The organism is Xylanibacter rodentium, from assembly GCF_013166575.1.
In the GTDB taxonomy this organism is placed as follows: Bacteria; Bacteroidota; Bacteroidia; order Bacteroidales; family Bacteroidaceae; genus Prevotella; species Prevotella rodentium.
In genome coordinates this window covers 85,043-103,754 of the sequence record NZ_JABKKE010000012.1, presented here as the reverse complement: position 1 = coordinate 103,754, position 18,712 = coordinate 85,043, and the positions used below count along the sequence as shown (strand labels likewise).

13 protein-coding genes are annotated in these 18,712 nt (G+C 48.1%); 8 read left to right on the top strand and 5 right to left on the bottom strand.

What is annotated here, in order from left to right:
* Positions 1–177: 177 nt before the first annotated feature.
* On the top strand, positions 178–348 hold the full coding sequence (locus tag HPS55_RS08505; protein WP_172175687.1) for a hypothetical protein: 171 nt from the start codon (positions 178–180) through the stop codon (positions 346–348).
* Positions 349–406: 58 nt separating this feature from the next.
* Here the strand turns inward: HPS55_RS08505 and HPS55_RS08500 are convergent, their stop codons facing one another.
* Together HPS55_RS08500 and HPS55_RS08495 are read right to left on the bottom strand one after the other, a co-directional pair.
* A complete protein-coding gene (locus HPS55_RS08500) occupies positions 407–1,990 on the bottom strand; it encodes an OmpP1/FadL family transporter (protein WP_172324903.1) in 1,584 nt (527 codons plus the stop codon).
* A gap of 32 nt (positions 1,991–2,022) precedes the next feature.
* Positions 2,023–2,925 carry a hypothetical protein gene (locus HPS55_RS08495; RefSeq protein WP_172175683.1) on the bottom strand — a complete coding sequence of 301 codons (903 nt, stop codon included), beginning with the start codon at positions 2,923–2,925 and terminating at the stop codon, positions 2,023–2,025.
* A gap of 132 nt (positions 2,926–3,057) precedes the next feature.
* Here HPS55_RS08495 and prmA point away from each other — a divergent pair, with 132 nt between their 5' ends.
* Complete coding sequence (gene prmA, locus HPS55_RS08490; RefSeq protein ID WP_172175681.1) at positions 3,058–3,957, top strand: 50S ribosomal protein L11 methyltransferase; 900 nt, start codon at positions 3,058–3,060, stop codon at positions 3,955–3,957.
* 46 nt (positions 3,958–4,003) lie between these two features.
* On the opposite strand, the gene HPS55_RS08485 is transcribed toward prmA, so the two are convergent.
* Together HPS55_RS08485 and HPS55_RS08480 are read right to left on the bottom strand one after the other, a co-directional pair.
* Positions 4,004–4,897, bottom strand: a complete 894-nt coding sequence (locus HPS55_RS08485) for a glycoside hydrolase family 25 protein (protein WP_172175679.1) — start codon at positions 4,895–4,897, stop codon at positions 4,004–4,006.
* Positions 4,898–4,971: 74 nt separating this feature from the next.
* Complete coding sequence (locus tag HPS55_RS08480) at positions 4,972–6,615, bottom strand: diphosphate--fructose-6-phosphate 1-phosphotransferase (protein ID WP_172175677.1); 1,644 nt, start codon at positions 6,613–6,615, stop codon at positions 4,972–4,974.
* Positions 6,616–6,867: 252 nt separating this feature from the next.
* On the opposite strand from HPS55_RS08480, the gene HPS55_RS08475 reads away from it, so the two are divergent.
* From HPS55_RS08475 to HPS55_RS08450, 6 genes are all read left to right on the top strand, one after another.
* Positions 6,868–7,140 carry a hypothetical protein gene (locus HPS55_RS08475; protein WP_172175675.1) on the top strand — a complete coding sequence of 91 codons (273 nt, stop codon included), beginning with the start codon at positions 6,868–6,870 and terminating at the stop codon, positions 7,138–7,140.
* A gap of 62 nt (positions 7,141–7,202) precedes the next feature.
* Complete coding sequence (locus tag HPS55_RS08470) at positions 7,203–7,757, top strand: 1-acyl-sn-glycerol-3-phosphate acyltransferase (protein WP_172175673.1); 555 nt, start codon at positions 7,203–7,205, stop codon at positions 7,755–7,757.
* Positions 7,758–7,836: 79 nt separating this feature from the next.
* On the top strand, positions 7,837–10,656 hold the full coding sequence (locus HPS55_RS08465) for a golvesin C-terminal-like domain-containing protein (RefSeq protein WP_253945803.1): 2,820 nt from the start codon (positions 7,837–7,839) through the stop codon (positions 10,654–10,656).
* A gap of 49 nt (positions 10,657–10,705) precedes the next feature.
* On the top strand, positions 10,706–11,041 hold the full coding sequence (locus tag HPS55_RS08460; protein WP_172175669.1) for a hypothetical protein: 336 nt from the start codon (positions 10,706–10,708) through the stop codon (positions 11,039–11,041).
* 27 nt (positions 11,042–11,068) lie between these two features.
* Positions 11,069–13,021, top strand: a complete 1,953-nt coding sequence (locus tag HPS55_RS08455; RefSeq protein ID WP_172175667.1) for a YgiQ family radical SAM protein — start codon at positions 11,069–11,071, stop codon at positions 13,019–13,021.
* Positions 12,948–13,760 carry a hypothetical protein gene (locus HPS55_RS08450; protein ID WP_172175665.1) on the top strand — a complete coding sequence of 271 codons (813 nt, stop codon included), beginning with the start codon at positions 12,948–12,950 and terminating at the stop codon, positions 13,758–13,760. The genes HPS55_RS08455 and HPS55_RS08450 overlap by 74 nt, the downstream gene beginning before the upstream one ends.
* A 143-nt stretch (positions 13,761–13,903) precedes the next feature.
* Here HPS55_RS08450 and HPS55_RS08445 read toward each other — a convergent pair whose 3' ends face one another.
* Positions 13,904–18,481: a rhamnogalacturonan lyase family protein gene (locus HPS55_RS08445; protein WP_172175663.1), complete on the bottom strand. Its 4,578-nt coding sequence runs from the start codon at positions 18,479–18,481 to the stop codon at positions 13,904–13,906.
* Between the last annotated feature and the right edge of the window lie 231 nt (positions 18,482–18,712).

The following is an 18,712-nucleotide window of genomic DNA, read 5'->3' as shown; positions in this document are numbered from 1 at the left end:
AAAACACCAAGTACGACATACAATACAAAATTTCAATATAAAATAAAAATAATCGGAAAAATATTTGGATTTTTACATAGAAAGCAGGGCGCACCCGTTCATGATGTTACATTTTTTTACAAATCATTCAAGTATGTGTGTCTATTAATCATACAATGTTGGAATTGATAACAAACATTGTTTTTATCAATATACATTGGAATTGACGACATCATTGGAATTGACGACATCATTGGAATTGACGACATCATTGGAATTGACGACACATCATTGGAATTGACAGCATCATTGGAATTGACAGCATCATTGGAATTGACAGCATCATTGGAATTGACAGCATGCGTTTGATTTGCTAACATACGCTGGAATGAAGCCAACAATGTATGCAAGGGCCATCCCTATAGTGTCAGAATGAATAACCTAATGTAAACAGAAGCTGATGACGCTTGTTGCTCACGTCTACAGACTCTGCGGCGTTGGTGGCATCGAGAACATCGCTGAACGGAGTGAACGTACCGTCGGTCTGACTATACTGATAGGCAAGATCGAGCGAAAACTTGTCAAACCGGTATCCCACACCGGCCGTCAGCCGATATGTATCTTTCCAGTTGGTGTAGTCGGTGGCAGACTGGTCGGTGACACCGTATGAAGCCAGTGTTCCGTCCTTGAAGCCGTTCTTGTTGTACATCGGCGAGACATAGTTGAAACCGACACGCACTGCCAGATTGGCATCGGCCTTGATTTCCGCTCCGAGCTTTAAGGTCGACACGCCCTTGAGGGTCTGCTCAGTATGGCGCTTCATCGGTATGTCGGTCGATGATGTGGTGTTTCCGTCCCAGTCGTATCCGTCGATCTCGCGGCAGTCAAGACTTCCGTAGTCGGCAAACTCATACGATGCGCCAAGGGCTATGAAGTTGTCTATGGTATGGCCGAGACTGAGTCCGAACTTCCATGGGGTATGCAACTTGAAGTCGTAGCTGTTGTCAATGTCCCAGCCTTCTATCCCGTTGAATGTCGGTGTGGCGTTCTCCGCATCGACATACAGTGCCGTATAGTTGCGGGTGGTGAGGTCGTACCATGTGGGGGTGGCCACCGACAGACCGATACGGAACGGAGAATCCTCTATCGGACGGAAAATGACACCGGCCTTGACATCGAAACCGGTTCCGGTAATCTCGCGCGTGTCTTCCGCAAGCACTCCTCCGATCCCCTCTTCGTTGCTTTCGAACAATTCCGCATATTCAGAATAACTCTTGTAACGGACGTCGTGTATGCCGAGCGTGACACCGAGATATACACGATCGTTGATGTTTCCGCTGATATTGAAGTCGTATTCACCGATGTAGCCGGTCTGTACACGGTCCATCATATAGCGTTCGGCTCCGTAATTATAAAAGTAGTTCTTCTCGTCAGGATCGGGATTCGGATCGATGAGAGGGTTGTATATGATGGTGTTGTAATACAAATAATCCAGTTGGCTGTAAGCATAGTCATTTGAAAGAATCTCATCGTTCTCGATGTACAAGTCCATTCCGGCGTCACCCTTGTTGTAGGACAACCTGTTCTGCGAGCCTCCGTTCAGGGTGCGTCCGGCAGCATTGAGGATGTAGTCGAAGTTGCGGCTCTTGTGATAATTGAATCCGAAATTGAGAAACGAACTCCGGCTGAGACGGTTTGAATATACAAATCCGGCCTGATCGAAACTCATATTTGTCTTGTTGCCATTGGCAAAACGTTTCGCTCCTTCCTGTGACACAAATCCGAAAGATATGTTCGCCGTGGAATGACGGAACAATCCTATACCTGCGGGATTGGTGCCGATGGTGGATATATCGGCTCCCAGAGCGTCCATAGCCCCCCCCATGCCGACATACCGTGCCGTGCCGTTTAGATCTTTTGTTGCCAATTCGGCGTTCGTATATGTCTCCTGAGCAGTCATGGCGACGGTTCCTGTAAGCAGTAGAGACATGAAACAGTATCTTCTTTTCATATTCAATATTCTTTTTATGTTAAACAAAAACTTTATCTGCGACCTCCGAATCTGCTGCCACCGCCACCGGAAGAGCGGCTGCCACCACCGAAACCACCTCCGGAACGGCTTCCTCCAAATCCGCTGCCGCTACCGAAAGACCCCGACGGGCGTGTTGGCGTTGCGGTGTTGATATCGTTGCGCCTGTTGTTGTTACGGTTGATGTTGTTCTGAATGCGGTTGGATGTATTCGTATTGCGGTTCACTCCGAAACGGTCTGTTGCGCTGAATGTCTTGTTGCGCAGATTGCCCGTACGTATCCTGTCACGGTTGGCTATGCCTCCTGTTACGGTGGTTGTACCCCGCAAGCCTGCCAACGGGCGGCGACCGGTACCGGTTATGTGTCTGAACGTGCCGGCAGATCTCGGATTGTAGTTCACTACATAGCCGGGATGCCCCCACCAATGGCCATACCATCCGTGATATCCGTAGTATCCGTAATACCAAGGGTCGTACCATCCGTAATGCCATGGGTCGTAATACCATCCGCCATAGTACCACGGATCGTACCATCCACAACGTGCCGAACGGCCTGCATAGTATCCTGCCCAATAAGAATCGGCCCATACATAATCGTCAAAACGGCTCATACGACGGGTGTATGTATAGTCATCGTCCTGATATGCGGTAACGGAATCGGGGTACACTCCTGACAGTCCGTCGAAATCGATGACGTCGTTTCCTGTAGAATCAATTTCCGTAACCGTGCTTCCATGGCGGTTGTACTCGTCTATATTACGGTCGCTACCGGAATAATACGTGTCACGTGGCGACACGTATTCAAGCGTACTCTTTATCTTGTCTGCCTTTTTAGGCACAAAATACATGTCGTCCTGCGCCAATGACACAAGAGGAACGGCCATCGTGATGACAGATATAAAAAAACACTTTCTCATAGTCAATCCTTTATTGTTTATTATTTCACGTTACAAAAATATCAGTATTCCGTATACAAAAATACGGAAAAACCCTAAACTCTGATAGGTTTTTCCCTATTTTTTGTATTTTTGCATCAAAATTCACATCATATGAAGTACTACGAAGTTGATTTTCACATACATATAAAGACCCTGAACGAGCCGGAAGGGTGCGGACCGGATTGCGGTATGCTTTTACAGGACGTGCGTGACATAATAGCCGCAAACGCCGGGGAAACGGGTTTTGAAACTTTTGAAGACACTGACGATGGTATCAAGGGGTATGTCCGGACTGATATGTTTGACGCCGGCGCCTTGGCACAATCCATGGAAGACTTGCCGTTCGGGAACATTTCCGTCACTTATGACGTGAGGGAAGCTGAGGACAAGGACTGGAACGAGCAATGGGAAAAGGAAGGTTTCGAGCCAATCATCGTAAATGGCATGTGCATAATACATGACGGGCGGCATCTGCCTGAGAAGACGGATTATGAGACATCGGTGGAAATAGATGCCAGATTTGCATTCGGCACCGGAACACACGAAACGACACGGATGATGGTGCAGGCACTGACGGAAACGGAACTTGCGGGCAAGAGCGTGCTCGACTGCGGATGTGGCACCGGTATACTCGGGATTGTGGCGCTGAAAAGAGGAGCAGCCATGGCGACGGGATACGACATCGACGAATGGAGCGTGGACAACGCCCGTCATAACGCAATAATAAATATGGTGGACGACAGATATGAAGCATTGCTCGGAGACGCATCGGTATTGGACGGCATTACAAGAAAATATGACGTTGTAACAGCAAATATCAACCGCAACATACTATTGGCGGACATGCCCAAATTCAGAAATATGATGGCGGAAAAAGCACGACTGCTGCTGAGCGGATTCTATATTGAGGACATAGACGTACTGAAGGAAAAGGCCGAAGAACACGGACTACAGTTTGAAAGATACGAAAATGACAACAACTGGGCTTGTATGGCATTAAGACTGGCTTAGAATCATGTCAAGACAGCCGGATTATATGGCATTATGAAAACGACTGTCAATAGGTGTCGTCGTCATTGTCCCGATATCCTATGGTAAGACGGCGCAAGTCGTAGAAACTGCCGTTATAGATATTGAAGTCCACATAGCCTTCAATACCTGGCAGACGGCCGCAATCGGTGTGCTGCCAGAACTTCCATTTGCCGGTATATTCAACCTTGTCAACATAATAATGTGCTATCCAATACGGATATTCGTCGAATATCGAATCGCTAAGATATGCCATTTTAAACTTATAATAAGTGTATATGATAGGCTTTACCTTGTAATGCTCTTCCACTATGTCAAGCCATTTCTTCACACTCTTCTTGAAGTCTTCGGCGGTCTGCTCTTTGCCTTTATGCTCAATATCAAGAACAGGAGGCAAATCGCCCTCTTCCAGATTCACATTCTTGATAAAATATGCAGCCTGTGCCTCACTGGTAGAGCGGGTGCTCCAAAAGTGATATGCACCGCGTATGAACCCGTATTCACGAGCCTGATAGAAATTGTCTGCAAAGCGGTGGTCCAGCCTGCTGGCCCCTTCTGTCGCCTTTATCATGACAAAACGCACGGGACATTTCTCTATCATACCGTTGTTGCGTAGTTTTTCCCAGTCGATGGTGCCTTGATAATGGCTTATGTCGATGCCATGTATTTCATATCCTTCAGGATAAGAGGCATCACCGTACAGGGCACGCCAACGAAAACCGAAAGGCCCGACAAAGAAATAATAGAAAGCCCAAATATAGCCTGCAACAACAAGTCCGCTGCCAAGCCACCATGCCCAACCGGGCAAATGTCGCAGTATGCGTATTATAAATCCCGGTTTCTTGCGCTTTACTGGACTATGATAGACTTTTCTTACGCTTCTTTTTCTCGTCTGACTGCGATTTGTGGTTGTATTTGGCATATCTATATAAGTCAGTCACGGACTACACGGGACGCTGCTGTATTGCATCCGCGTATAGTCCGTGACCAAGAGATTTATTTGCTCTGTTCGAGTGACAATGTTTTTGTAGGCTGGTCGCAAACCTCGCTTGGTCCCCAATACTGTATCGGACCGGGATAAACGTAACATGTTTCCTTTGCCCAACGGTCACGCACGGCAGCAAAGGCCTTGAACGGTTTTCCTTCAAGCTCGACAAGTGCCTTACGGATAACAGGCTTCATCTCACCGTTACGACGCTCCATGTTCATCATCATCGTTATAGGCACACCACCTGCGACCCATTCGTCGGCAGGCGCCGTAGTGTTCTGTACGATAGCCATATATCCGGTCTTGCCGTTGGCGATAAGCTGTGCCGCACTTGTTCCGAGTGCATAGCAATAGTCGGCATCGAAGTTTGAAGGAGCTGCGCAACGTCCTTCATAACCGAAGAAATGGTGCAGAGCCGCAAATTTGCCTACATACTTTCCTTCTTTCTTCCACTGGGCAAGGCGTGCCTCACACATTTCCGAAAGCAGTTTCTCTGTCTCAATGAGAGATACCTGGACATTTCCATGAGGATCTCTGTCGAGTGACAATTGTCGGGCAACACCTTCGGGCAGAGTCTCGAATGTGGCGGCATTCTCTTTTGACAGATGTGAAATGATGTACTCACGCTGTGCTGTCTTGTCAAGGTCCTTATAATCGGCGCCATGAGCGGCCAACAGATCGTTGAGTTCCTGAATCAGACGGCCTATGGCGGGGATAAACTCGATAAGTCCCTCGGGGATTATCACCGTACCGAAGTTGTTGCCCTGAGCCGCGCGGTATGCGATAGCCTCGCAAAGCTGGTCGACAATCTGGTTGAGTGTCATATCCTTCTGCTCCACCTCCTCTGACACGATACAGATATTGGGCTGGCATTGCAGGGCACATTCAAGGGCGATATGGCTGGCCGAACGTCCCATCACTTTGATGAAGTGCCAGTACTTACGGGCTGAATTGCAGTCGCGCTCGATGTTTCCGATGAGTTCTGCATATGTCTTTGTTGCCGTATCGAAACCAAAGCTCGTCTCTATCTGTGCATTCTTCAGATCACCGTCAATTGTCTTCGGGCATCCTATCACCTGCACACCATAATTCTTGGCTGCATAATATTCAGCCAATACACAAGCATTTGTGTTAGAGTCGTCACCACCGATGATGACAATGGCTTTGATATCCAGTTCGCGGATAATCTCAAGCCCTTTCTCAAACTGTTCCACCTGCTCCAGCTTTGTACGGCCCGAACCTATCATATCGAAACCGCCTGTATTACGGTATTCATCTATAATGTCCTTGGTCAGCTCCATATAATTATGGTCTACGAGTCCGCCGGGGCCGAGAATGAAACCATAAAGCCGGTTTTCGGGATTCAACTTCTTTACCTGATCGAAAAGACCTGTTATCACATTATGGCCGCCGGGAGCCTGTCCGCCGCTGAGAATGATACCCACGTTCATCTTTGTGTTGCAGGCTTCTTCGCTCGGAACAAATTCCACTACAGGCATACCGTAGGTGTTGGGGAACAATTTCTTGATGTCTTCCTGATCATCCACACTCTGTGTAGGGTTGCCCTCCTTAATCTTTACTGCACCCTGAAGGGCTTTGGGCAACTTCGGCTGATAAGCAGATCTTGATATCTGCAAAGCACTTTTTTCCATGTTTGTATCTATATAACTTTATGAATAATGAATTAAAATTCTATTCTTCAGTCAAAACAAAAAAATATGAAAACCAAAAAGTCTTCATTATCCTTTCGGAATGCAAAAATAAACATTTTGAAACAGAAAACAGAAAGAAACAACATAAAAACGTTTTCTGAACATATTTTTTATGAAAATCCTTATATATTCGATTATTTTTCAGTATCTTTGGCGTTGTAAACACTAATAAAACAATAGGAGGTCATCACTATGGCAAACAAAAGAAATCTTAAACGCAACATCAACCTCGTATGTGAGGAACTTTTGGCAGAATGTATGGCTGCATCGTTGTATGGAACAAAAGAAACTCAGGAAAGTGCAGATGCCATCATCTATGCTATAATAAAACTCGGCAACGATTTCACACACAGAGTGTCTCATCCGGAACCGGGAATAGATGCAAAGGTTTATTTCAAGGATTTGACAGACAAATTCAATGCCGGAATAGAGGAGCTTGCAGAACAAATCAATAATCTATATTGATTTTCATATTTCAGGATAAGAACATTCACAGATAAAAACATCATAATATAGTTTTTGACATTATGTGGAAATCATTCTGCCGCTGGCTTCTATATAGTCGCATGGGATGGACTGCCGACGTGACGGAAGCCCATCCCGCAAAATATATCATATGTCTTGCACCACACACCAGCAATTGGGACTTCGTTATAGGCCAGTTATATGCCGGTGCCGAAGGGATAAACAGCAATTTCCTCATGAAGAAGGAGTGGTTCTTCTGGCCGCTTGGTCCTGTATTCCGATATATGGGTGGTGTGCCGGTATGGCGTTCAAAGCATACAAGCATGACGGACAATCTTGCGGAAACAGCCCGTCAGGCCGATACATTTCATCTGTGTATCACTCCGGAGGGCACACGCTCGCGCAACCCGGAATGGAAAAAAGGATTCTATTATATATCCCTGAAAGCCGGTATACCAATATTGCTGTACGGTGTAGACTACAAGAAGCGCCGTATACAGTGTACACGCACTATCATTCCTGATGGTAATATAGACAGTCAGATGCGTGAAATAAAACTATATTTCAAGGATTTTACAGGTAAAAAACCGGAGAAATTCACTATAGGCGAAATCTGACATGAAATATCTTTTATACATATTGCTGCTGTCTTATCCTATGGCATCAATGGCCCAAAATAGAGCTCAAGAATCTAAAATGGTCAAGGATTTACGGAAATTCTTTGCAAAATACAAGCCTAAGGACCAAGTGCTCACTCAAGCGCCACAGATGCTGGATTATAAACTCGACAACAAAAGCCAAAAGATAACAATAACCGCCGACGAGTTTTTTGCCGCTCAGGAGTTTTCTCCTGAGCTAAATGCAGATATATATAAAAGAATAAGGAAAGAACTGCCCAAACCATACAGGAAATACGAGATTACAATTGTCACAAACGGCATGTCCATAGACGCGCTTATACCCAACCGTCTGTCAAAAGACATAGACAAGTCGCGTATGTGGGGAGATGTCGAGTACGACGGGAATCCGTGGACACAGAACCTTTCGTATCCGGCAAAGACCACGCACGGACTTAACAACAGGCACGTTTCGCTATGGGCAAGTCATGGCAGATATTACGATGTAAACCGCGGTACGTGGAAATGGCAACGCCCCAAACTGTTCGGCACAACCGAAGATTTGTTCACACAGACTATCGTTGTGCCCTATCTTATTCCAATGCTTGAAAATGCCGGAGCCGTGGTTTTCACTCCCCGCGAACGTGATTGGCAAAAACATGAACTGATTGTTGACAACGACGACAAGGCTTCCGGAACAAGCTATATCGAGGTATATGCCAAACACGAATGGACCGATGCCGGCACAAAAGGTTTTGCCAGCCATAGAGGAACATATAAGGATGGCGAAAATCCATTCGAAGCCGGTACAGCGAGAATGGCCAAGACAACGAGCAAAAAGAACAACTACAGTCTCATATCATATATGCCCAAGTTTCCGGAAGAAGGGCGTTATGCCGTATATGTGAGCTATAGCACACTGGAAAACAGCGTGGACGACGCTTCATATACAGTGTGGCACAAAGGTGAAAAGACAGAATTTCGCGTAAACCAGCAAATGGGGGGCGGCACGTGGGTGTATCTCGGCACGTTCGACTTTGACAAAGGCAGCAGCCAGTACAACCGTGTAATACTGACAAACAGAAGCGCCCGGCATAATGGCGTAGTTACGGCTGATGCCGTAAGATTCGGCGGCGGAATGGGAAACATCGAGCGCGGAGGACTTACCAGCGGTCTGCCAAGGTGTCTTGAAGGAGCACGTTATTATGCCCAATGGGCCGGAATGCCATACAAGGTATACAGTTCGAAAAACGGAACAGACGACTATGGCGATGACATAAATACCCGGTCACTCATGACAAACCATCTGGCAGGCGGATCCTGCTATGTACCTTCGCAAGCGGGACTCAACGTACCGATAGAACTTTCGCTTGCCGTACATAGTGATGCCGGATACAGTAAAGACGGAACCGGGCTTATAGGCTCGCTCGGGATATGCACTACAGGATTCAACAACGGACATTTCAATACCGGAATGTCACGCATGGCATCACGCGACTTTGCCGATGCCCTGCTGTCCAACGCTGCCCGCGACATCATTTACAAATACGGAAAGTGGAACAAACGTGAACTTTTCGACCGCAACTATTCGGAAACACGGATACCGGAAGTTCCGAGTGCCATCATCGAAACAATGTCCCATCAGAATTTTCCTGACATGATGTACGGACAGGATCCCAACTTCCGTTTTACACTTGCACGCTCTTTATACAAAACAATATTGAGATATGTCAATGACCAGCACGGTCGTCAAAGTGTGGTCACTCCTCTTACTCCCGACAATTTCCATATCGAATTTACGGATGTAGATGAAGTGCGCCTTAACTGGAGAGCCGTGAACGACCCTCAGGAAGCGACATCAAAACCCACCGGTTACATTGTTTATACAAGCACAGGGTCCTCAGGCTTTGACAACGGAACGTATATACGAGCCGACAACAGTCATCGGATTAAACTGGAACCGGGCGTATTATATAGTTTTCGCGTTGCTGCGGTCAATGCCGGTGGATGCAGTTTCCCGTCGGAAGTGCTATGCGCACTATATAATCCGGGGGCCACAAAAGACATATTGATAGTGGACGGCTTCCATCGCCTGTCATCTCCGGCTGTGCGCAACACACAGTTTGAACAGGGATTCGACATCGATGAAGACCCCGGAGTTACACTCGGTCCGACTGCTGGGTGGGTCGGACGACAGCTTTGCTACGACACTGGAAGCATGGGCATAGATGGTGAAGACGGACTTGGATGGTCTGCCGACGACATGACCGGCATATTCGTTGCCGGAAACGACCGCAATCACGTACGCACACATGCCGAGGCAATAAAGGAGGCCGGCCGATACAACATTATAAGTTGTTCGTCTGAGGCCATAGAGAACGGTAAGGTTGACCTTGCACATTACCAACTTGCCGATATTGTATTGGGGCTTGAACGGAACGACACCCATAGTCTCGAATATTACAAGACATTCACACCGGCCATGCGCGAACGGCTTGAAGCCTATGTCAGCAGAGGAGGCTCATTGCTCGTCAGCGGTGCATACACAGGTAGCGACATGACTAGTCCTGACGAGCAGTCATTTCTTGCAAACGTACTGAAATGTCGTTTCGGAGGTCGCAACCGCACATCAGGAGGCCTTGCTGAGGGTTTGGGAACAACCATTCAATTCTATAATACCATCAACGAGAAACACTATGCGGCAACGTCGGCCGACGTCCTGAATCCGATACCACCGGCGTACGCAGCCATGCGCTACTCCGACGGTCCCAACGCGTGTGTGGCATACAAGGGCGACGACTACCGTGTAATCACAACAGGCTTCCCGTTAGAGTGTATAAGAAGCAAGCAGAAGCAGACTTCTATAATAAAAGGACTTATAAACTTCCTTTTGAAATAAGGACGGCAATAAAACAAAATATTAATAATATAAAAACAACAGAACATCCATGTATAAGATTCAAACAAACCAATCCGGCACCCGAAGCATTGATATATCGGACGAGCATTTGCAGACAATAAGAAGACATCAGCTTTTCCGCGACCTTATCGACAGCAACGGATATGTTGACGAGACGGTATTGGACAAGCTGAAACTCAATGTCCGTGCCATATTAGAGTCGGAAACAGACGACAACAAGGCTCTGCTTGACCTATGTCTCGACGTCATCTACCATTCAAACATGAAAGCATTCGGTTTGCAGAAACTTGTCAGGCTATACATAGAATGGAACGAACGTAATGCAGAGACTGCTGAACCGGAAACAGAGGCCGAGGCTCAATGACCGGCAGAGCCGATTATACGAATTTATATGGAATACAGACTTTCAGACTTCCTGCCCACAACCAAGAAAGAACTTGAGATGCGCGGATGGGACGAGATCGATGTGATACTCTTTTCCGCCGATGCCTATGTCGATCATCCGTCATTCGGCGCAGCCGTTATCGGCCGCACCATTGAAGCCGCAGGCTATCGCGTGGCTATAGTGCCACAACCAGACTGGCACGGTGACTTCCGGGATTTCAAGAAACTCGGCCGCCCTCGCCTGTTCTTCGGCATTGCACCTGGATGTATGGACTCCATGGTCAATAAGTATACCGCCAACCGTCGCCTACGTTCTGAGGATGCCTACAGCCCCGACGGCCGGCACGACATGCGTCCCGAATACCCCACAATAGTATATTCACAGATACTCCGCCGGCTGTTTCCCGATGTCCCGATAATCCTAGGGGGCATCGAAGCATCGATGAGACGCCTCACCCATTATGATTATTGGCAGGATTCGCTGCGCAAATGTATACTATGCGACAGCGGTGCAGACATGATAATATACGGTATGGGTGAAAAGTCTGTAGTGGAAATATGCAACCGTCTGGCCGCAGGCTCACCGATTGGCACTGTCAGAGACATTCCGCAAACGGTATACATAGCACATGACAAGGGAGACGTGCCGGGAGGAATCGGTAACGATGACATTGTACTGCACAGTCATGAGACATGCCTGAGCGACAAAAAAGCACAGGCTGACAACTTCAGACATATAGAGGAAGAGTCGAACAAAATGCATGCCTGCAGGCTGATTCAGGAAGTCGACGGACATTGTGTAGTAGTCAATCCCCCCTACCCGCCCATGACAACTGCCGAACTTGATGCATCATTCGATTTGCCATACACACGCCTGCCCCATCCCAAGTACAAGAACAAGCGCATACCTGCATACGAGATGATAAAGTTCTCGGTCAATATCCATCGCGGATGTTTCGGCGGATGCGCTTTCTGCACAATATCGGCACATCAGGGTAAATTCATAACATGCCGTTCAAAAGAAAGCATACTCCGCGAAGTAAGACAGATAACGGAAATGCCCGATTTCAAGGGTTATCTGTCTGATCTCGGCGGACCGTCGGCCAACATGTACGGCATGGCAGGACACAACATCAGCGCTTGTGAAAAATGCAAACGTCCGAGTTGCATCAACCCGCAGATATGTCCCAATCTAAACACTGACCATAGCAGACTGCTTGACATATACCATGCCGTCGACGCCATGCCGGGCATAAAAAAGAGTTTCATAGGGAGCGGCGTTCGCTACGATCTGCTGTTGCACCGCAGCAAGGATGAGGCCGTGAACAGGGCCGCCGCCGAATATACCCGTGAACTGATATGCCGTCATGTAAGCGGACGACTGAAGGTGGCTCCGGAACATACCAACGACAATGTGTTGCGACTGATGCGCAAACCGTCGTTCAGTCAGTTCAATGCCTTCAAGCACATCTTTGACCGCATCAACCGCGAAGAAGGACTCAACCAACAGATTATACCATATTTCATCAGCAGCCATCCCGGATGTCACGAAGCAGACATGGCCGAACTGGCCGTGCAGACAAAACGCCTTGACTTTCATCTCGAGCAGGTGCAGGACTTTACCCCCACTCCGATGACAGTAAGCACGGAAACATGGTATACCGGATACGACCCTTACACACTTGAACCGATATTCAGTGCCAAGACACAAGCTGAGAAACTTGCACAAAGACAATATTTCTTCTGGTACAAACCTGAGGAACGCCGTGGCATAGAACAGTCGCTCAGAAGGATAGGCCGCGCCGAACTGATAAAGGAGCTATGGGACAATGCCTCGTTCAAATCCAGTCATGGGTCCGTCAAACATGCCGGTAACAACATAGCAAATGGAGATAAAAGAACAAAGTATAACACCCAAAAGCCGTACGGTAGAACCGGAAGACGGCATCGTCGTGACTGAAAATTTCATCGCAGTGATAGACGGAAGTACAAGCAAATCGCCCGTCCGACTGGACCCATCCATGTCGAACGGGCGACTCTGCATGCTACTCATATCCGAATATATCAGGCTGGCATCGCCCCAATCCTCCGCCGCAGATTTCTGCGACGGACTCACCCGGCACATAGCCCGTAAATATGCAGGCTCAGATATTGCCCGCCTGACCGAACATCCGGAAGAAAGACTTACCGCAAGTTGCATCATATACAGCCATACACGGCGACAAATATGGATGATAGGCGACTGTCAATGTCTTGTAGACGGACAGTTGCACGACAATCCCAAACCCTCAGAAGCTATCATTGCCGGCAGGCGTGCTGAAATAGCCCTCCACATGCTTCAAAGCGGCGAAGCCACCGTCGCCAGTCTGCGCCACGACGATAAGGCACGCAAGGCCATCATTCCTGAATTGATAGAGGCCATGCACGGACAGAACATTACCTATGCTGTTGCCGACGGATTCCCTATACCAATGGACAAAGTACGCATCGTATCACTCAACCCTGGCCGCCATGACATCATAATGGCCAGCGACGGCTATCCGTTTCTTGAGACCACCCTTGCCGCATCCGAAAAAAGATTAGCATCGCAACTTTCCACCGACCCGCTCAACATCAGCCATTTCAAAGCAACCAAGGCATACATCGACGGCAACAACTCGTTTGACGACAGGGCATATGTCAGTTTCCGAATTGAATAGAACTATCATCTTGATTCCTCAAACGGCCCAAATCGCGTTGCAATATGGCATATATTGCAACGCGATTTGGGCCGTTTGGCAATGCAGTCTACCTCACTTTATAATAATGATACTGCAATATCAAACCAAATTTTGGTATTTGTTCAGTTCTTGACAACTTTACGTCCACCAACAATATATACACCGCGGCCAAGACCTTCAAGTGCATTGGCATTAGTAGCTCCAGAACGCAACAGTACACCGTCAGAAGTATATACATCAACCTTTGTTCCATCGGATGTAACTATGCCGGAAATGCCTGTCGTTACAGAAGCAACACGCAGTATACCACGCGTGAGCAACTCCGAATCGTCCCATGTAATGGTGCGTCCGATGCTTTCAGTCCTCAGCAGATACTCACCTGTCATGGCTCCGCTTCCAGTGAATATGGTCAGTTCGTCACCTGCGGCCAATTCGCATACGTCATCTACTTTCACAAGTATGGTGTCGCCGTTGTGCGTGGATGCTCCGGAGAACTTGAACTTATCGTAAGTAAGAGTACCGTTAATACTGTTGCCTACTTTCACGACAATCGTGCTTCCGCCTTGCATAGTCACACGGCCAGTGGCTTTCAGTGTGCCGAAACCATCCATATATCCGGCTGCAATCACTCCTCCCTTGTTAACGGTCACCGCTCCGGCACATCCTATTCCAGTAAGAGTTCCGCCGGCATTTACCACCAGTGAGCCACTTGTGAACGCTGTCGGTGACGAGCTGTAAGGGCTGTTGTACAATTGCAATGTTCCGCCTGACACAGTGACAGCCGACGTGCTGCCACCATTGGTAATTGTCCATATTCCGGCACCCTGCTTGGTTACGGTCTTTGCCTTGAGCACTCCCGCATATGTAGCGTCGGTTCCGTTGTATCCAACTTCGTAGCTGTCGGCTCCATTGCCCAACTCGCTGTCCTTGGCTGTGGTTGCAAGTGAGCCTATCTTGGTTGTAATGGCACTCGTATTGCCGCTATTCGACTTGTAGTGGGACATCTTTGAACCGGAAGCCAAAACAACATTTGTGCGTGACATATCTTTAACATTGTCCATCAGACGGAAGTTCTCGCCTTGTGCCGTGAGCTGTCCCTCAAAAGCAGAGAAGTCTGCTCCAATGTCACTGCGCACACCTGTGGATATGATGGTAAGATTGCCTGTACCCCTGAAACTACCGTTGACGGCTCCGCGCGTAGTGCCCTTAATGATGCTTGACGTGCCATCTTCCACGGTTGCGGCATAGTTGAATATAGGCCGTGTGGAAGAGTTGTTCATGTTGATGAGGTGCAGCTCACCACCTGCCAGGACCATCGGCGAACCAGTACGACCGAACGAAGAGTTCCACGCTCCCTGAGACACAATACCATTGCGCAGGATGAGACCGGCAAAGGGATTCTCACCGCCATAAGTGAAGTTGAGTTGCCCCGGACCGTCTTTCACAAGATAGCCTGTGCCGCGCACACGGCCTTTAAGTGACAACGAGCCTTTGGCGTTGGCAACATTAATGGTTGCTGTGTCGCTAAGCGTGACAATGCGGTCTGTGGCCATGTTGTCGGCATCGAGCTTGAGTGTGCCGCGACCTATCTGTAGGTTACCATCGGCAGATGATGATGCTCCGATAGCACTATTTTGACCTCCGTCAAACATATTTGTGACCGTGAGGGTACCGCCTTCGATAATGGTAGGACCTGTGTAGTCACTGTTTTTCAAATCCATCCGCACTTCGCCGTCGCCAGTCTTGATAACTCCGCCTGTACCACTGATACCGCCAGCACCACTGATTGTGTATTGACCGCTGTTTACATCGAATCTCACACTGCCTGCCACAACGGTCTCGTCAACGGTAATATTGCGCACGTCCGAGCCGTCATCGAACACCACTTCATCGCCTGTGACAAAAGATGTTACCATACCACCGGCAGTGAAGTTGTCTGTCTTATAGTCCCAAATGCCATTGACACTGCCTGTCCATACTACATCTTTCATCGGAGCACGGGTTGACGTGACACAAAGCACTATACGCTGAGCCTCGACACGAAGGTTGTAGTTGATTCCGGTCATGCCACGCAGCTTCAAGCGCGCAACATCAGCTTTGAGTGTGCCGGTACATTCTGCCAATACATATTCACCTTCGGCAATGTCTGTCTGATTGACAGTGAATGTGTTTTCACCGTCAAACGTGAGATTGCCCGCTACTGATATACGGCCGCAGCGTCCTTCGGCAGCATCCACTTCTATATATACGTTGCCGGGAATGGTCAGGTCGCTGTTGAAAGTAATGACTCCGTCAACACCAGAAGGCATCAGTCTGCACCCTTCGTAATTGAGAGCGCCCTCAAACGTTATTCCACCGGAAAGAATGGCGTTTCCGCCGAGAGAGCCTTTGGCACGCAAGTTGACAGGACCGGCTATGCTGCCGTTTACACGGAGCACCCCCTCACTGATTTCTGTAGTTCCGGTATATCCGAGATTGCCGTTGAATGTTGCCGTACCTTCCATGGACTTATATAGGTTCATTTCTCCGGCAAGCGCCCCTTCTATAATGAAAGTATAGTCGTGACCGACAGGATTCATCAGATATATTGACCGTGGACACAGTGTTCCGCTGACGGTTACCGGTGAGGATGAAGTACCGCTGATGTCAAATATTACACTCTTGCCGTCGGCATATGACTGAGACGAAGTCAGGTCGAAAGAGCTGAATCCGGCACCGTCCTGTGACCATGTGCCTCCACCGACCCAACGCAAATCGGTCGTCATTGTGGGGGGCAACGGCGGATAAGGCATATCCCCGCCGAGGTAGAAACTTGTACATGGCATCTGATAATATCCACGTCCGGTACAATCGAGACGGTAATGGGGATCTTCCATAAGGGTGTACATACTGTAGTTGGTAGCGATGTCGGTTGAGTAGCCTACCAGTCCTGTACTCGTATCGGCGTTCTGCTTCATCAGTATAACCTCTTCACGCCAGTCGCCGGTGATATCTCCCATGAAGGCAGGACGGTTGGCCCAGCCTGTATGAACTGCCCAATCGCTCTGCTTGGAGAACTCGATGAGACGTGTACCGTCATACTTCACCATCATGGCATTGGTCCCATAGCCACTTCCGCCCGGAGAGCCGAGCATCTCACGCTGCAAATCGCCATCCCACCACAATGCTTCATGGGGATAGGATGTGGTTCCTTCTTTGATTACATTTCCCTTACAGTCGTACAGATTGGGCAACAGTGAGAATATCTCGTAGCCTTTATGTTCCGGATCGACATCGATACAGCGACCACGGCCCACATCATATACCGAGGGCAAATACCACTCTTTGATGTGCTCACCCGTGCGGGCATCGTAAAGTACCTGACCGAGCAAATTGCTCTGCTGTATGGCAAAGACTTCCATTCCCGGACGTTCGGGGTCTATGTCGGCCACGTCGAAACGGTCGCCATGCTCTATACCGGCACTGTAGACCATTCCTTTGACAGGATTTACTCCAAATCCGCCCTCAAGCATTTCATCTATTCCGTCGCCATCGGTATCCGCTACGCGCAGCTGATGAAACTCGGCAGCATGAGGCTTTTTGTCATTGCGGCTCCATGTATAACGATGCCCCCATCCTGCGGGACGTCCGCCGGCCCAGTCATACCCCCATGCCAGCATGTAATAATGATGACCGTCAGACTTGCGTCGGTTATATGTTTCGACAGCCAATGACGGATGTATGCCGTCAAAATAGCACACCACGAACTTTGATTGCAGGAAAGCATACTCCGTACCTTCGGCATCATCATAGTAGTCGGAACGATTGTCACGTCCATATTGGTCGGTATCGTCGCTCAACTCACTATACTTAAGTTCGCTGCACTCTATCTCAGCTCCGGTAGCCCCATCGACCACCGATACATAATACGGCGGGTTGCGCTTGGTCTGCTTCCGGTAGTTTATGATGCCGTCACCGTCAGTATCAGCTGTTGAACTACCGTTGGCATACTTTCCCCAAGTACCTGCTGATGCATCCCAAAAGCGAGTTGCGTCGCTACTGCGTACGATGACCTCGCAACGTCCGTCACAATTAATATCGTATACTGTCACCATATCGTTCTGTCCGGCACAAATATCGACATTAGGACCCATGTCTATCGTCCAAAGACAGGTTCCGTCAAGACGGTAAGCCTGAAGTTTGTGGCTCTGCCCATTTGTGCCTGAATAAATACGGTCGGCCAGTATGGCATCTATCTCGCCATTGCCGTCGAGATCCATTGGCCAGGCATATTTACATTTGTAATCATTGGGATTGAGTACGGCAGTCTCAAAGTCGAAATCAAAAAATACATTGCCATAAGCTTGTTGCTTGAATAGAAATGTATTGCTCTTGGCACTTTCTACTCCGTTTGTCACTGTTGTCACGGCTATCTCCGTACCATAAGGTATTGCCGTACGTGTAGCCTGATAGTTGGTTTTGGCTATCGGTGTGGTGTTTACACGTGTAAACTCCGTTGCTCCTTGTGGCCGTTTATAAAGGTTATATGTGCAGTTTTCCGGCTCTTGTGCCAGCTTGCGCCACGTAATTAGCACATTCTGACTGCCATTGCCTGATACAGCCACAACCGAACGCCCCATTTTCTGCTGTATGCGCTGAGCTTGAGCAGAACCCGACAAGAGCATTCCGGCCATGACAAGCCCAATTGTAAATCTCTTCATAGGTTATAAGTGTTTTAGTTGTTATTATAATTATTTGGTGGCAAAGATATGCAAACAGGTTATTATAATTACAGGACAATCGTTCGATTTCCGGTAATTTAGTACGTAAAAACAAGTTTTAGCAGGGATATATCGGTATATTGTAATTAAACATACCACATTTCCGATACTTTATTTCAGAATAGCTTCATACTTCATTTATAATGTTTCCGTGCTTCATTTCATTGTAAA

What these genes read in the sequence shown, in the direction of transcription:
- HPS55_RS08485 (WP_172175679.1), bottom strand. Translation starts at nt 4,897, where the DNA reads ATGCCAAATACAACCACAAATCGCAGTCAGACGAGAAAAAGAAGCGTA.
- prmA (WP_172175681.1), top strand. Translation starts at nt 3,058, where the DNA reads ATGAAGTACTACGAAGTTGATTTTCACATACATATAAAGACCCTGAAC.
- HPS55_RS08450 (WP_172175665.1), top strand. Translation starts at nt 12,948, where the DNA reads ATGGAGATAAAAGAACAAAGTATAACACCCAAAAGCCGTACGGTAGAA.
- HPS55_RS08445 (WP_172175663.1), bottom strand. Translation starts at nt 18,481, where the DNA reads ATGAAGAGATTTACAATTGGGCTTGTCATGGCCGGAATGCTCTTGTCG.
- HPS55_RS08500 (WP_172324903.1), bottom strand. Translation starts at nt 1,990, where the DNA reads ATGAAAAGAAGATACTGTTTCATGTCTCTACTGCTTACAGGAACCGTC.
- HPS55_RS08495 (WP_172175683.1), bottom strand. Translation starts at nt 2,925, where the DNA reads ATGAGAAAGTGTTTTTTTATATCTGTCATCACGATGGCCGTTCCTCTT.
- HPS55_RS08470 (WP_172175673.1), top strand. Translation starts at nt 7,203, where the DNA reads ATGTGGAAATCATTCTGCCGCTGGCTTCTATATAGTCGCATGGGATGG.
- HPS55_RS08460 (WP_172175669.1), top strand. Translation starts at nt 10,706, where the DNA reads ATGTATAAGATTCAAACAAACCAATCCGGCACCCGAAGCATTGATATA.
- HPS55_RS08475 (WP_172175675.1), top strand. Translation starts at nt 6,868, where the DNA reads ATGGCAAACAAAAGAAATCTTAAACGCAACATCAACCTCGTATGTGAG.
- HPS55_RS08480 (WP_172175677.1), bottom strand. Translation starts at nt 6,615, where the DNA reads ATGGAAAAAAGTGCTTTGCAGATATCAAGATCTGCTTATCAGCCGAAG.
- HPS55_RS08465 (WP_253945803.1), top strand. Translation starts at nt 7,837, where the DNA reads ATGGTCAAGGATTTACGGAAATTCTTTGCAAAATACAAGCCTAAGGAC.
- HPS55_RS08455 (WP_172175667.1), top strand. Translation starts at nt 11,069, where the DNA reads ATGGAATACAGACTTTCAGACTTCCTGCCCACAACCAAGAAAGAACTT.